At 56.9% G+C, this 14,279-nt stretch carries 9 protein-coding genes; 6 read left to right on the top strand and 3 right to left on the bottom strand.

The annotated features are described in order from the left end of the window. Nucleotides 1–22 precede the first annotated feature (22 nt). Together K5E19_RS18770 and K5E19_RS18765 are read right to left on the bottom strand one after the other, a co-directional pair. Nucleotides 23–2,716, bottom strand: coding sequence for a cation-transporting P-type ATPase (locus K5E19_RS18770; RefSeq protein ID WP_221552536.1), 2,694 nt, complete (start codon nucleotides 2,714–2,716; stop codon nucleotides 23–25). A 47-nt stretch (nucleotides 2,717–2,763) separates the two neighbouring features. After that, complete coding sequence (locus K5E19_RS18765) at nucleotides 2,764–3,195, bottom strand: universal stress protein (RefSeq protein WP_221552534.1); 432 nt, start codon at nucleotides 3,193–3,195, stop codon at nucleotides 2,764–2,766. 398 nt (nucleotides 3,196–3,593) lie between these two features. On the opposite strand from K5E19_RS18765, the gene K5E19_RS18760 reads away from it, so the two are divergent. The 3 genes from K5E19_RS18760 to K5E19_RS18750 are packed head-to-tail and all read left to right on the top strand — an operon-like array spanning nucleotide 3,594 to nucleotide 8,703. Beyond that, nucleotides 3,594–4,679 (top strand): efflux RND transporter periplasmic adaptor subunit, encoded by a 1,086-nt coding sequence (locus K5E19_RS18760; protein ID WP_221552533.1) that lies wholly within the window; start codon nucleotides 3,594–3,596, stop codon nucleotides 4,677–4,679. Then, complete coding sequence (locus K5E19_RS18755; protein WP_221552532.1) at nucleotides 4,679–7,741, top strand: efflux RND transporter permease subunit; 3,063 nt, start codon at nucleotides 4,679–4,681, stop codon at nucleotides 7,739–7,741. The genes K5E19_RS18760 and K5E19_RS18755 overlap by 1 nt, the downstream gene beginning before the upstream one ends. Continuing rightward, nucleotides 7,738–8,703: an acyltransferase gene (locus tag K5E19_RS18750; RefSeq protein WP_221552531.1), complete on the top strand. Its 966-nt coding sequence runs from the start codon at nucleotides 7,738–7,740 to the stop codon at nucleotides 8,701–8,703. Before K5E19_RS18755 ends, K5E19_RS18750 begins: the two co-directional genes overlap by 4 nt. Here K5E19_RS18750 and pagP read toward each other — a convergent pair. Then, entirely contained in the window at nucleotides 8,700–9,275 is a 576-nt protein-coding gene (pagP, locus tag K5E19_RS18745) for a lipid IV(A) palmitoyltransferase PagP (RefSeq protein ID WP_010432078.1), read from the bottom strand. The two genes, K5E19_RS18750 and pagP, sit on opposite strands and share 4 nt — an antisense overlap. Before the next feature lie 255 nt (nucleotides 9,276–9,530). On the opposite strand from pagP, the gene shiA reads away from it, so the two are divergent. From shiA to K5E19_RS18730, 3 genes are all read left to right on the top strand, one after another. After that, entirely contained in the window at nucleotides 9,531–10,847 is a 1,317-nt protein-coding gene (gene shiA, locus K5E19_RS18740) for a shikimate transporter (protein ID WP_126817851.1), read from the top strand. A 73-nt stretch (nucleotides 10,848–10,920) separates the two neighbouring features. Beyond that, nucleotides 10,921–12,375, top strand: a complete 1,455-nt coding sequence (locus tag K5E19_RS18735) for an AMP nucleosidase (protein WP_221552530.1) — start codon at nucleotides 10,921–10,923, stop codon at nucleotides 12,373–12,375. A gap of 18 nt (nucleotides 12,376–12,393) precedes the next feature. Next, nucleotides 12,394–14,166, top strand: a complete 1,773-nt coding sequence (locus tag K5E19_RS18730; RefSeq protein WP_221552529.1) for an aminopeptidase P family protein — start codon at nucleotides 12,394–12,396, stop codon at nucleotides 14,164–14,166. Nucleotides 14,167–14,279 lie beyond the last annotated feature (113 nt).

The following is a 14,279-nucleotide window of genomic DNA, read 5'->3' as shown; positions in this document are numbered from 1 at the left end:
CAGGCTTTCTCAGTTTACGCTATCACGCCTCGGTTTTGCGCCACCTGCGCGTCAGTACTTTTTCCGCCTCGACAATAAGGAACATCACAAAACCAATCAGCAAGGTGATGATCCAGTAGCGGAACGGCAGCGCCTCGGTGCCAAACAGCATCTGCATGAAGGGGGCGTAAATAATAAGAAGCTGTAACGCCAGCAGTACGCCGCTCACGATCCAAATCCCTTTGTTCGCCAGCAGGCCTTTGCTCAGCGAGAAGCCGTCATTCACGCGACAGTTGAGCATGTAGAACCACTGCGCAGTGACCAGGGTTTGCAGCAGCACGGTGCGGATAAATTCCGCCGAATAGCCGCGCGGCTGTAGCCAGGCTTCCAGCACGAAGGCGCTGATGGCAATCATCAGACCGACAAACACCACGCGCCAGATGGCATAGCCGTCCATCACATGGAGATTCGCCTTGCGCGGTGGCCGGTTCATGATGTTTTTCTCACCCGCTTCAAACGCCAGGCCAAACGACAGCGTGGCCGACGTCGCCATGTTCATCCACAGGATCAGGACCGGCGTTAGCGGGATCAGGTTCCCCGCCAGTAGCGCGATGATGATCAGCAGAGCTTGCGCGATGTTGCTGGGGATAACGAACAGAATGGTCTTTTTCAGGTTATCGTAAACCCGACGACCCTCATGCACCGCACGGGCAATGGTGGCAAAGTTGTCATCCGTTAACACCATGTCGGCGGCTTCCTTGGTGACTTCCGTCCCCTTAATCCCCATGGCGATACCCACATCCGCCCGCTTGAGCGCTGGGGCATCATTTACGCCATCCCCGGTCATGCCCACGACTTCCTGCTTACTTTGCAGAGCCTGCACAAGGCGGAATTTATCTTCCGGGCTGGTTCGGGCGAAAATATCGTACTGCTGCGCGGCGTCGCTCAGCTGACGATCGTCCATCGCCTCCAGCTCCCGTCCGGTGATAGCGCTTGCGGCGTTACCAATCCCCAACATTTGCCCAATGCTCATTGCCGTTTGCGGGTGGTCGCCGGTAATCATTTTCACGCGGATCCCAGCCTGCAGACAGTCGGCAATGGCGGTAATGGCCTCAGGACGCGGCGGGTCCATCATCCCTGCAATACCCAGCAGGATCACACCATCATGCAGGTCCGGGTGATCCAGCTCGCGCTGCCCCTCGCGGGCAGGTTTCCAGGCCGCAGCCACCATGCGCAACCCTTCCCGGGCATACTCTTCAATCTTCCCTTCCCAGTAGGGCTGATCGAACGGCTGCAGCCCGTCATTCGTCTGCTGGTACTGGCAGAGGCGGAACAGGACGTCCGGCGCGCCGGTGATTAAAATCACCTCTTCATCGCCCAGCCGGTACAGCGTGGACATGTATTTATACTGCGAATCAAACGGGATTTTACTGCGCATTTCGGTATCGAGCGGTGGGAGCGGAATTTTCGCCGCCAGCACCTTCAGCGCGCCCTCGGTTGGTCCCCCGGTGATTTTCCACAGCCCCTGCTCGTCTTTAATTAGCTGGCTGTCATTACAGAGGTCAATAGTGCGCAGGTAGCGTTCCAGCAGGGAACCCTGCGTCACGCTGACGGGCGTCGGGTCATCTACGGGGTGAATATTCCCCACCGGTTCGTAGCTGTCGCCCTCTACGCGATAGGTCGTGTCAGCGGTAATCACCGCTTTGACCGTCATTTCATTCATCGTCAGGGTGCCGGTTTTATCCGAGCAGATGACCGTCATTGCGCCCAGCGTTTCCACCGTAGGCAGCTTGCGAATGATGGCCTTGCGACGCGCCATGGCCTGTACGCCAAGCGAAAGGATGATGGAAATGATGGCCGGCAGGCCTTCCGGCACGGCGGCAACGGCGAGGCTAATAAGCGACAGCACCAGTTCAGAAACCGGCATATCCCGGAACAGGAGACTAAAGACAAACAGCGCCACCATCATCACCAGGATAGTGATGAAGATGGTCTTACCGAGCATATCCATCTGCACCATCAGCGGCGTCCGGTGCTTTTCAATGTCGGACATCATCTGATTGATATGACCCAGCTCGGTCTCGCCCCCGGTTGCCACCACCACGCCTTTACCGCCGCCGGAGCTGACGGTGGTGCCTGAGTAGAGCAGATTATACCGGTCACCTAAGGGCAGTTCCCCGCTTAACGCATCGCTGTTTTTCTCAACAACGGTGGATTCGCCGGTCAGGATGGCCTCCTCCACGCGCAGGTTATGCGCTTCAATCACGCGCAGATCCGCAGGGATACGATCCCCGGCGCGGATCACCACGATATCACCCGGGACGAGCGCCGTAGTGGGTATCGTTTCATGATTCCCCTGTCGTACCACCACGGCTTCGCTGGAGAGCATATTGCGAATACTCTGCAACGACTTTTCAGCATTGCTCTCCTGAATATGGCCAATCAGCGCGTTAATGATGGCAACCCCAAGGATCACAAACATGTCTACCCAGTGGCCCATAAAGAGCTTAAGCAACGCGGCCACCAGCAGAACGTAAATCAATACGTCGTTAAAATGTGCCAGGAAGCGCAGCCAGGCGGGTTTGCCCTTTTTTTGCGGTAACGCATTCTCACCGTGCTGCTGAAGTCGGGCTGATGCCTCAGTGCCGCTAAGGCCTTCCAGGGTGGAGTGGATATTCGACAGGGTTTCGTCAACGGTTTGTTGATAATACGGACGTTCAGGTTTTCCTGTTTTCATCGTTCCTTCCTCAGGTTCTATTCAGAAATCACCTTGCTTCTCTGTAATTAACGAATAACGAAAACAGGAACATGAGCGTAACGAACAATACTTGCCGCCTCCGATCCTAACAAATGGGTTTGAATATTGGGATTTCGCGAGCCGACAATAATCGCGCCAGCAGCAAGTTCATCCGCCAGCTTAATAACCTCATCACGAACATTACCGCTACGAACATGGAGATGAACACGCGCTTCTGGCAGATTCAATTTTTTGACCAGGTCAGACAGCTTTTCTTTCGAATTATTAATCATATATTCATCCATTTTGCGCGCATCTGAAATAAAACCACGCGTCAGTTCGGCTGAAAATTTGGGCATGACGTGCAGCAAATGAATGTCACCCGATGCGCTTTGCGCCAGAAACTGTGCATGCTGCAACGCTTTATCCGCCAGGCTTGTCTCGTAGACATCCACCGGAACGAGAATGTTTTTATACATATCGAGCATCCTTTTTATAACCAACACGAGAGTGAATGAAGCAAAAAAACGCATTAAATGCAGGGGGTTGCCCTTAATGCCAGTTACGGTAAAAAGAGATGAATAATATTAAACGTAGCACAGGAATATCAGGTTTAGCGCTTACCCACTGATAATGGTTATTTAACATTTATGTTTTCGCCGACTATGCTCATAGTCAGCCACCGCTTCCGGCTCATGGAGGAATTTATGTATGGTTTAAGCCTGATCCGCCTGGGTATGTTTATTGCACTCGCCATTATCGCCAGCACGGCGATTGGTTTATTTACCTATATGGTCGTCACTGTTCTGGCAGAATAGTGTCACCCCCTGTCCAGGATATGGAATAAATAAAAACAGTTATTTATTAGGGGAATACAGTGAACCGCTACCTCTCTCTTCTACCGTTCGTTTTGTTAACGCTCACGGCGTGCGACCCGAAACCGAAGCAAGCCTCCCCCCTCCCCAGGATGGTAAAAGTGGCGGAGGTGACAGTTCCCGGCCACGCCCAGCAGCGCGTTTTTCCTGCCCGCATTGAATCGGGCGATGCCACAGACCTTTCCTTCAAGCGCGCAGGTCAAATTGAAGCGCTCGATGTACGTCAGGGTGCTGCCATCAAACAGGGGCAACAGCTTGCCAGACTAAACGCCCGAGAAGCCCAGCAGCGGGTTAACGACAGACAAACAGCGGCGACGCTGGCCCAGAGGCAGTTCGATCGCTTCCAGACGCTGGCGGGCCGCCAGGCCATTTCAAAAGCCGAGATGGACGTGCAGCGTGCGAACCGCGATTCGGCGAATGCGGCGCTGCAGATTGCCCGAGAAGAGCTAAATCAAATGACGCTCGTTGCTCCCTTCAGCGGGACGGCAGCCAGCGTGCACGTGCGAAACCATCAGGTGGTGTCTGCCGGTCAGCCCATCGCGACATTAACCCGCACCGACCTGCTGGACGTGGTGTTCAGCATCCCTGAAAACCTGTTTAAGACCTTTGATATCCGCAACGCGCAGTATCGTCCGATTGTAAGAATTAACGCCCTTCCGGATCGGGAATTTACCGCCATCTACAAAGAGCATTCGGGCAGCAGCGACAGCAATACCCTGACCTGGCAGGTGATTCTGACCATGCCACGGCCAGATGATTTTCCCGCCGTCGGCGGCGTAAGCGGTACGGTGACCATTAATCTAACCAACCTCCCGGCCGGGGCGGGTGCTCAGGCGCTCGTCGTACCGGTTGAGGCAGTCTTTAACCCGGACAACAGCCCGCGCAATGAGCCTCACGTCTGGGTCGTAACGGGCGAAGGCGATGCGCTGCATCTGGAAGACCGCAAGGTCAGCGTGGGGCAAGTGAGTACCGAAGGCGTGGTGATTACCAGCGGGCTTAAGGCGGGCGAGCGCGTGGTGGCCGCAGGCGTTGGGGAACTCCATGCTAACCAGCCGGTTCGTATCTGGACGCGTGAACGGGGACTGTAATGGATATCTCTCGTCAATTTATTAATAACCCTGTTCGCGTCTGGCTAACAATTCTGCTGCTGGGCGTTGGGGGTATTTTCGCCCTGTTGAATATCGGCAGGCTGGAAGATCCCGCCTTTACCATCAAAACCGCAGTGGTGGTCACCCACTACCCCGGCGCATCCGCTCAGCAGGTTGAAGAAGAGGTGACGCTTCCGCTGGAGAATGCCCTGCAGCAGCTGCCTTATCTGGATAACGTGAGCTCCATCTCTTCAAACGGTCTGTCGCAAATCACCGTTAACATCGCTTCTCGTTATCACTCGAACGAGCTGCCGCAGATTTGGGATGAACTGCGCCGCCGCGTGGGCGATGCCTCGCGTCAGTTCCCGCCCGGCGTCGTCACGCCCTTTGTGAATGACGATTTCGGCGACGTGTTCGGCTTCTTCTTTGCCATTTCCGGAGATGAATTCAGTAATCCTGAACTGGTGCGATATGCGGAGCAGCTGCGCCGGGAGTTGATTCTGATCCCCGGCGTCGCGAAGGTCGCCATCGGCGGGGCCATTAGCCAACAGGTCAACATCGATATCTCCCTGACCAAAATGGCCGCGCGCGGCATTACGCTGAACCAGCTTTCCGCCCTGCTCAGCAGACTTAACGTCGTTTCCAGCGCCGGAGAAATCACCTCCGGCACCGAATCCATTCGCCTGCACCCGACCGGTGAGTTCGAGAATCTTGATGAACTCGCGGATATTATCATCACGCCTTCCGGCACCGGGGCGGCGACGCGTCTGCGAGATATCGCCACTCTGTCGCGCGGGCTGAACGAATCGCCAGCCAGTATTTACCATGCCAACGGCAAAAAAGCCGTCACCATGGGCGTCTCGTTTATTCCCGGCGTGAACGTGATCGACGTGGGCCACGCGCTGGAGGCGAAGCTAAACCAGATGTCGGCGGAAAAACCGGCGGGCATACAGATAGACCTGTTTTACGATCAGGCAGCCGAAGTGGGCCACTCGGTTAACGGTTTTATTATTAACTTCCTGATGGCGCTGGCGATTGTCATCGGCGTACTGCTGATCTTTATGGGCGTACGCAGCGGGATCATCATTGCGTTTTCTCTCGCGCTTAACGTGCTGGGCACGCTGCTGATTATGTATCTGTGGGGCATTGAGCTGCAGCGCATCTCGCTCGGGGCGCTGATTATCGCCCTCAGCATGCTGGTGGATAACGCCATCGTGATTGTCGAAGGGGTGTTGATTGCCCGACAGCAGGGCTCCCCGCTGCTAACCGCCGTGAACTACATCATCCGCCGCTCCGCCCTGCCGCTGCTGGGGGCGACGGTGATTGCCATCCTGGCGTTTGCCCCAATCGGGCTGTCGCAGGATTCCACCGGGGAATACTGTAAATCCCTGTTCCAGGTGCTGCTGATTTCCCTGATGCTGAGCTGGTTTTCGGCGCTCACCCTCACCCCGGTGCTGATTAAGTGGTGGCTGTTTAAAAACGACAGCGCGCCCGATAAAACCGACGAGTCAGATCCTTACGATAAACGACTCTACCGCGCCTACCAGCGACTGCTTAACACGCTGCTGCACCATAAGGCACCGACGCTCATTGTGATGGCTGCGCTGCTGGCAGCGTCCATCTGGGGCTTCGGCGCCGTGCGGCAAAATTTTTTCCCGTCGTCTAATACGCCGATTTTCTTTGTCGACCTCTGGTTACCCTACGGTACCGATATTAAATGGACCGAGAAAATGACCGGCGATATCGAAAAGACAATCAATGGCCAGCCAGGCGTGGAGACCACCGTCTCAACCATTGGTCAGGGAAGTATGCGCTTTATTCTGACCTACAGCGGGCAGCGGCAGTACGGCAACTATGCGCAGATCATGGTGCGCATGGACGACCAGCGCAACATCTCTGCCCTGACGCGCCACGTGGACGAGTACATCGCGCGAAACTATCCGCAGGTCAACGCCAGTACCAAACGCGTGATGTTTGGCCCCTCCGGCGACAGCGCCATTGAGGTGCGCATTAAAGGTCCCGATCCTGACCGGCTGCGCCTGATTGCCAGCCAGGTGGACGACATCCTCACCCGCGACCCGGCCACGGGCAGCGTCAGGAACGACTGGCAAAACCGCAGCAAGGTGATCCGCCCACAGTACGTTGCCGCCCTGGGCCGCGAGCTTGGCGTAGATAAGCAGGACGTTGATAACGCGCTGGAGATGAACTTCTCCGGCAGCCGGGCGGGGCTGTACCGGGAAGGCAGCGACTTGCTCCCGGTCGTGGTGCGCCCGCCCGAGAGCGAACGGCTGGACGCCAATCACCTGAACAACGTGCTGGTGTGGAGCCAGACGCGGCAGCAGTATATCCCGCTGAGCAACGTCGTCAGCCGCTTCTCGCTGGAGTGGGAGGATCCGCTCATCCTTCGACGCGACCGTTCGCGGGTGCTGACGGTTCAGACAGACCCGGACCCGCTGAGCCAACAAACCTCGGGGGACATTCTCACCCGCGTGAAGCCGCAGGTGGATGCCCTTAGCCTGCCACACGGCTATAGCATCGAGTGGGGGGGCGACGCGGAAAACTCCAGCGAAGCGCAACAGGGGCTATTCACAACGCTACCTCTCGGGTATCTGGTGATGTTTGTCATTACAGTGCTGATGTTCAGCTCGGTGAAAAATGCCGTCGCCATCTGGCTGACCGTACCGCTGGCGCTGATCGGCGTGACGCCGGGATTTTTAATTACCGGCATTCCCTTTGGCTTTATGGCGCTGATTGGCCTGCTGAGCCTGAGCGGAATGCTCATCCGCAACGGCATCGTGCTGGTGGAAGAGATCGAACAGCAGAAAACGCAAAAGGATCAGCAAAGCGCGATCATTTATGCCGCCACCTCGCGCCTGCGCCCCATCCTGCTTACCGCGTTTACGACCGTACTTGGCCTGGCTCCGCTACTGCTGGACGTTTTCTTCCAGAGCATGGCCGTTGTGATTATGTTTGGACTGGGGTTTGCTACAATCCTGACGCTGCTGGTACTCCCCGTTATCTATGCGTGTTTCCATCGTAAGGACGAAGCCAAACCACAATGAATGCGACAGGGCTGAACATTATCAAGACGCTGGGCTGTATGACGGCGGTGACCTTCTTTACTATCTACAACACCTGGGATCATTATGATTATGACTATCACTGGATCCTGGGATTTTTAACTTTTATCTCGACCATCGCCACGCCGCTGTTTTTTGTGGTTTCGGGCTATCTCGACGGACAATCCCGGCACGGCACCCGCTGGCAGCTGGGTAAAATTAAAAGTCTGGTGATTGTTTTTCTCTTCTGGATAACGATCTACTACCTGTGGGAGCCCTATCAGCGCGGGTATTTAATCCAGCCCTGGTTCGTGTTCGCCTTTGTGGTGATTTACACCTTCCACCCGGCGGTGGAATGGCTCAGCCAGCGGCGAGCGCTGTTCTGCGGCGCGATTGCCGCCCTGCTGCTCTTTTCCTACGGATACGATCTGCTATCGGCGCTCTATCCTGAAACGCACGCCCTTTCTCTTTCACCGCAGTATCGGCTGTGGACGTGGCTGCTGTTTTATCTGACGGGGCAACTCTTCTGCGACCCGAAAGTCGCCGAGTGGATTAGCCGCAAAAATGTGGTCCGGGCGGCGGTTGTCGCCATCCCGTTTATCTACCTCTTCACCTGGTTTTACGAGCGCCACTTCTTCTTCGCGCTGTTCAAGGCGGACAGAAACGCCTTTATTCTCACCGGCTCGCAGATCTACATCCTGATTATTGCCCTGGTGATTGCGGCGAACGGCGTGCGCTTTCGCCGCAACGCTGAATTTAAGGAGTCCATTCTGGCCGCCATCAGCAAAACGATGACCGGCGTGTACATCGTGCACTACTCGGTGTTTCATCTGCTGACGGCGCTGATACCGGTGACCTCTCTCGGTATGAAGCTGGCGCTGATTGTGCTCACTTTCATTACCTCTGTTCTCTTCTCCATGCTGGTATTGTCTAACGCCGTGGCAAAAAAGGTGATCACCCTTTAAAAGCCTAAGCGCAGCCAGGCAAAGAGCACGTTGCCGTTATTGTAGGTACCTGGAATATAGGTGAACTGGACGGTAACGCGCTTATAACCGGCGGAAAACAGCGGGAAGATGAACGGTAGCGGCACGTAGTTGGCAAAATCATCTCGCGCCGTGATGCCCGCTGCAGCACCGAGCCCCAGGCGGAAATCCTTCGCATTATCCAGATACCAGCCCTTCTCCCAGCCATAGCCCATCGCGGGCTGCCATTCGTTGTGGGAGTCCTTGAACATCATCGCAAAGAGCGCGCTCCAGTTGCCCTCTTCGTTATAGCGGGAAACGCCCAGCCCGCCGCCCCACGGCATTTCATTGTAATTGTCCGTTTTTTCTTTGTCGTACATAAAGCGAGCGTGCCAACTCAGGAACGGCAGGTACAAATCGTAACGTTGAGGCTCTTCCCAGGTCTGGGAGATATCATCCGTCAGCGTATTCCACCAGCCGCTAATCCGCTGTTCTCCATAGACTTTCTGCTCGGCATGAAGCGGTGCGGCGAATAAAAACAGGACTATCCATATGGCCGAAAAGGTGCGTTGCATCGTTTTTCCCTCGCTTAAGTCACGCAGCGGTTTCTATTACTGTAATCCATTCAGCACTAACCGGAGCCAAACAGACTGATTTATCTCAAGGCAGGGGAAGATGAAATTTATTTATTCAGCGCCTTCCGGAAAGATAAAAACGTTTTCTCAGGCGTTTTGTCGCGGTAGTCTCATAGGTTCCGTTTATATGACGGACGCAATGTGAGTGACCTTTTCTTATACCAATAATTAAAAATCAGTACAGACAGGACAACTATGGACTCCACCCTCATCTCCGAACGTCCCAACGAGGAGACACCTTCGCTGAATCGCGCCCGCCGCGCCGCTTTAGGCAGCTTCGCGGGTGCCGTCGTCGACTGGTATGATTTTCTGCTCTACGGCATCACCGCCGCGCTGGTGTTTAACCGCGAATTCTTTCCCCAGGTCAGCCCGGCGATGGGCACGCTCGCCGCGTTTGCCACCTTCGGCGTCGGCTTTCTGTTTCGCCCGCTGGGCGGGGTGATCTTCGGCCACTTCGGCGACCGTCTTGGCCGCAAGCGCATGCTGATGCTCACCGTCTGGATGATGGGGATCGCCACCGCGCTTATCGGTATTTTACCCTCCTTTGCCTCTATTGGCTGGTGGGCACCGGTACTGCTGGTGACGCTGCGTGCCATCCAGGGCTTCGCCGTGGGCGGTGAATGGGGCGGCGCGGCGCTGCTGTCCGTTGAGAGCGCGCCAAAGCACAGGAAAGCCTTTTACAGCAGCGGCGTGCAGGTGGGCTACGGCGTCGGCCTGCTGCTCTCTACCGGGCTGGTATCGCTAATCAGCCAGCTCACCACCGACGAGCAGTTCCTGAGCTGGGGCTGGCGCATTCCGTTCATCTTCAGCATCGTGCTGGTCATCGCCGCGCTGTGGATCCGCAACGGGATGGAGGAGTCGGCGGAATTCGAACAGCAGCAGCGGGAAAAGCCGGTTGCGAAAAAACGGCTGCCGGTAATGGAAGCGCTGGTTCAGCATCCTGGCGCTTTTCTGAAAATTATCGCCCTGCGCCTCTGTGAACTGCTGACGATGTATATCGTCACCGCGTTTGCCCTGAACTACTCGACGCAGAACCTCGGTTTGCCGCGCGAGCTGTTCCTGAATATTGGCCTGCTGGTCGGCGGGATTAGCTGCCTGACGATTCCCTGCTTCGCCTGGCTGGCGGACCGGTTTGGCCGCCGTCGCGTCTATATTACCGGGGCGCTGATTGGCACCCTCAGCGCCTGGCCGTTCTTTATGGCGCTCGAGGCACAGTCGATCTTCTGGATTGTCTTCTTCGCCATCATGCTCGCCAACATTGCTCATGACATGGTGGTGTGCGTGCAGCAGCCGATGTTCACCGAGCTGTTTGGCGCAAGCTACCGCTACAGCGGTGCAGGCGTGGGCTATCAGGTGGCAAGCGTGGTCGGTGGCGGGTTTACGCCGTTTATTGCCGCCGCGCTGGTGACCTTCTCTGGCGGAAACTGGCACAGCGTGGCGATTTATCTGCTGGCCGGTTGCCTGCTCTCTGCAGCCACGGCGCTGTTTATGAAAGAGCCGCGCCACGCCTGATCTCACTTTTGTTTCACGGGCGTGTGACATACTATCGGGTAGAGTCACACACCTGTGGAACAAGGAGACAGAGATGAATAATAAGGGCTCCAGCCTGACCCCGGCTCAGGCGCTGGAAAAACTCGACGCGCTGTATGAACAGTCCGTCAACGCGCTGCGCAGCGCCATCAGTGAATACATCGAAACGGGGAAACTTCCCGATGAAAAGGCCAGAACTCAGGGCCTTTTTGTTTATCCGTCGCTCTCTGTGACCTGGGACGGCAGTGCCAGCAGTAATCCCAAAACCCGTGCCTACGCGCGCTTTACCCACTCCGGCTGCTACAGCACCACCGTCACCCGCCCTGCGCTGTTCCGCCCGTATCTAGAAGAACAACTGACACTGCTGTATCAGGATTACGGCGCGCACATTTCTGTGGAACCTTCGCTGCATGAAATCCCTTATCCGTACGTGATAGACGGCTCGGCGCTGACGCTGGATCGCTCCATGAGCGCGGGGCTGACGCGCCACTTCCCGACCACCGAGCTTTCCCAGATTGGTGATGAGACGGCAGACGGCATTTATCACCCGGCTGAATTTTCCCCCCTGTCGCACTTTGATGCTCGCCGCGTGGACTTCTCGCTGGCGCGCCTGCGTCACTACACCGGCACGCCCGCGGAGCACTTCCAGCCGTTTGTGCTGTTCACCAACTACACCCGCTACGTGGATGAGTTTGTCCGCTGGGGCTGTAACCAAATTCTCGATCCGGACAGTCCGTACATTGCCCTTTCCTGTGCGGGCGGGATCTGGATCACCGCAGAGACCGAAGCGCCCGAGCAGGCTATCTCCGATCTGGCGTGGAAAAAACATCAGATGCCCGCGTGGCACCTGATCACCGCCGACGGACAGGGCATCACCCTGATCAACATCGGCGTGGGCCCGTCAAACGCCAAAACTATCTGCGACCATCTGGCGGTACTGCGCCCGGACGTGTGGCTGATGATTGGCCACTGCGGCGGCCTGCGTGAAAGCCAGCTGATTGGCGATTACGTGCTGGCCCACGCCTATCTGCGTGATGACCACGTGCTGGACGCGGTACTGCCGCCGGACATCCCAATCCCGAGCATCGCGGAAGTACAGCGCGCGCTGTATGACGCCACCAAAGAGGTCAGCGGTATGCCGGGTGAAGAGGTTAAACAGCGCCTGCGTACCGGCACGGTGGTGACGACGGATGACCGCAACTGGGAACTGCGTTACTCCGCCTCCGCGCTGCGTTTCAACCTGAGCCGCGCGGTGGCGATTGATATGGAGAGCGCCACCATTGCCGCGCAGGGGTATCGCTTCCGCGTCCCTTACGGCACGCTGCTGTGCGTGTCTGATAAGCCGCTGCACGGCGAAATTAAGCTTCCGGGCCAGGCCAACCGCTTCTACGAAGGGGCTATCTCTGAGCATCTGCAGATCGGCATTCGTGCGATTGATTTACTTCGCGCGGAGGGCGACAAGCTGCATTCGCGCAAGCTGCGCACCTTCAACGAGCCGCCGTTCCGCTAATAACGATAAGGAAAAACAATGTCCAGCACATCACGGCTCTCTGCCCTGCGCCACTGGCTTGAGGCCAGCCAACTCGACGGGATGATCGTCCCGCGGGCGGATGCCTGGCAGAGCGAATACTGCGCGCCCTACGACGAAAAGCTGGCCTGGCTGACGGGCTTTGACGGCTCGGCCGGTCTGGCTCAGGTGCTGAAAGACAAAGCGCTGCTGTTCGTCGACGGGCGTTATCAGGTTCAGGCTCGCATTCAGGTCAATACGGATGAGGTTGAGATCCACCACCTGCACAACGAGCCGCTGGCAGAATGGCTTGCAGAAAACGTTGAGGCCGGGACACGCATCGGTTTTGACGCGCTGCTGATGACCAACTCGGAGTTTGAGCAACTGTCTGCCACGGCGTGCGAGCTGGTGCCTCTGAAGGCCTCGCCGTTTGACACGCTGTGGACTGACCGCCCTGCCGCACCGGCGGGGCTTATCCGTGAAATGCCCATTGAGGTCAGCGGTGAAAGCAGCGCAGAAAAACGTCAGCGTGTGGCCGCCGTGCTGGCAGAACACAATGCTGATTATCTCGCCGTCACCCTGCCGGATAACATCGCCTGGCTGCTGAACGTGCGTGGCTCCGATATCCCCTACAGCCCGGTACCGCTCTCCTTTGCCCTTCTTGGTCGTGACGGTCACGTTGAGTGGTTTGTTAACGACAATAAGCTCAGCGCCCTGCCTGACGATGTGCGCAGTGCGTTCACCATTGCGCCGCAGGATACCTTTATTGAACGCTGCCAGCAGATTGCTGAAGGCAAACGGGTAATGATTGATGCCGATTCCGCGCCGGTGGCCCTGCGCTTCGCCATTGAGCCACGGGGAGAAATTGTCTGGCGGACCGACCCCATCACCCTGATGAAAGCGACTAAAAACCCGGTCGAGCTGGCAGGTTATCGCGAGTGCCATCACCAGGACGGGGCCGCGTGGGTCAACTTCCTCGCCTGGCTGAGCCGTGAAGTGCCGCTGCGCGAGGCGGCTGGGAAACCGCTCACCGAGCTGGACGCACAGGCGCAGCAGCTTGCGTTCCGTCAACAGCAGCCTGGGTTCATCGAGCAGAGTTTTGCAACCATCTCCGCCTCTTCGAGCAATGCGGCGATGTGCCACTATCATTCGAGCGAGGCCAGCAATAAGCCCATCGGCCATGACCATTTTTACCTGAACGATTCCGGCGGCCAGTACGCTAACGGCACCACCGACGCCACCCGCACGCTGGCGTGGGGGAAAGTCGATCCGCAGCAGCGCCTGCACTACACTGCCGTGCTGAGAGGCTTCCTGTCGCTCATTACCCTGCAGTTTCCTTCCGGAACTCAGGGGCATCAGTTGGATGCGTTTGCGCGTCGCCCGCTCTGGGAGATGGGGCTGGATTACGATCATGGCACCGGACACGGCGTGGGGCATCAGCTGCTGATCCATGAGAACCCGCATCGCATCGCCAAAAAGGTCAACCCGTGGCCGCTGGTGGCGGGGAATATCATGACCATCGAACCGGGCTACTATCTGGGCGATAGCCACGGCATTCGTATTGAAAATCAGGTGGAGATTGTGGAGAGCCGTCCGGGATTCTGCAGATTTGCCTCGCTGACGCTGATCCCGATTGACCTAAGCCAGGTGGAATTGCATCTGCTGGGCGAGCAGGAAAAGCAGTGGCTGGATGAATATCATCAGCAGGTACGCGAGGCGCTGTTACCGCTGGTGAATAGCGAGGCTCGTTCGTGGCTGGTTGAGGCAACGGCACCGATTCGTGTGAACGGATAGTGCGGCTTTTGCCGGGTGGCGGCTTCGCCTTACCCGGCCTACGATTCGAGGTTTTTGTAGGTCGGGTAAGGCGAAGCCGCCACCCGACAATTTTATCAGATGCAGAAAAGCAA

Source organism: Enterobacter sp. RIT637, from assembly GCF_019718755.1.
In the GTDB taxonomy this organism is placed as follows: Bacteria; Pseudomonadota; Gammaproteobacteria; order Enterobacterales; family Enterobacteriaceae; genus Enterobacter.
This window is presented reverse-complemented; position numbering and strand designations above follow the sequence as displayed.

Excerpts from the sequence above, each read along its gene's own strand:
- pagP (WP_010432078.1), bottom strand. The coding sequence starts at position 9,275 with ATGCAACGCACCTTTTCGGCCATATGGATAGTCCTGTTTTTATTCGCC.
- K5E19_RS18765 (WP_221552534.1), bottom strand. The coding sequence starts at position 3,195 with ATGTATAAAAACATTCTCGTTCCGGTGGATGTCTACGAGACAAGCCTG.
- shiA (WP_126817851.1), top strand. The coding sequence starts at position 9,531 with ATGGACTCCACCCTCATCTCCGAACGTCCCAACGAGGAGACACCTTCG.
- K5E19_RS18770 (WP_221552536.1), bottom strand. The coding sequence starts at position 2,716 with ATGAAAACAGGAAAACCTGAACGTCCGTATTATCAACAAACCGTTGAC.
- K5E19_RS18750 (WP_221552531.1), top strand. The coding sequence starts at position 7,738 with ATGAATGCGACAGGGCTGAACATTATCAAGACGCTGGGCTGTATGACG.
- K5E19_RS18730 (WP_221552529.1), top strand. The coding sequence starts at position 12,394 with ATGTCCAGCACATCACGGCTCTCTGCCCTGCGCCACTGGCTTGAGGCC.
- K5E19_RS18735 (WP_221552530.1), top strand. The coding sequence starts at position 10,921 with ATGAATAATAAGGGCTCCAGCCTGACCCCGGCTCAGGCGCTGGAAAAA.
- K5E19_RS18755 (WP_221552532.1), top strand. The coding sequence starts at position 4,679 with ATGGATATCTCTCGTCAATTTATTAATAACCCTGTTCGCGTCTGGCTA.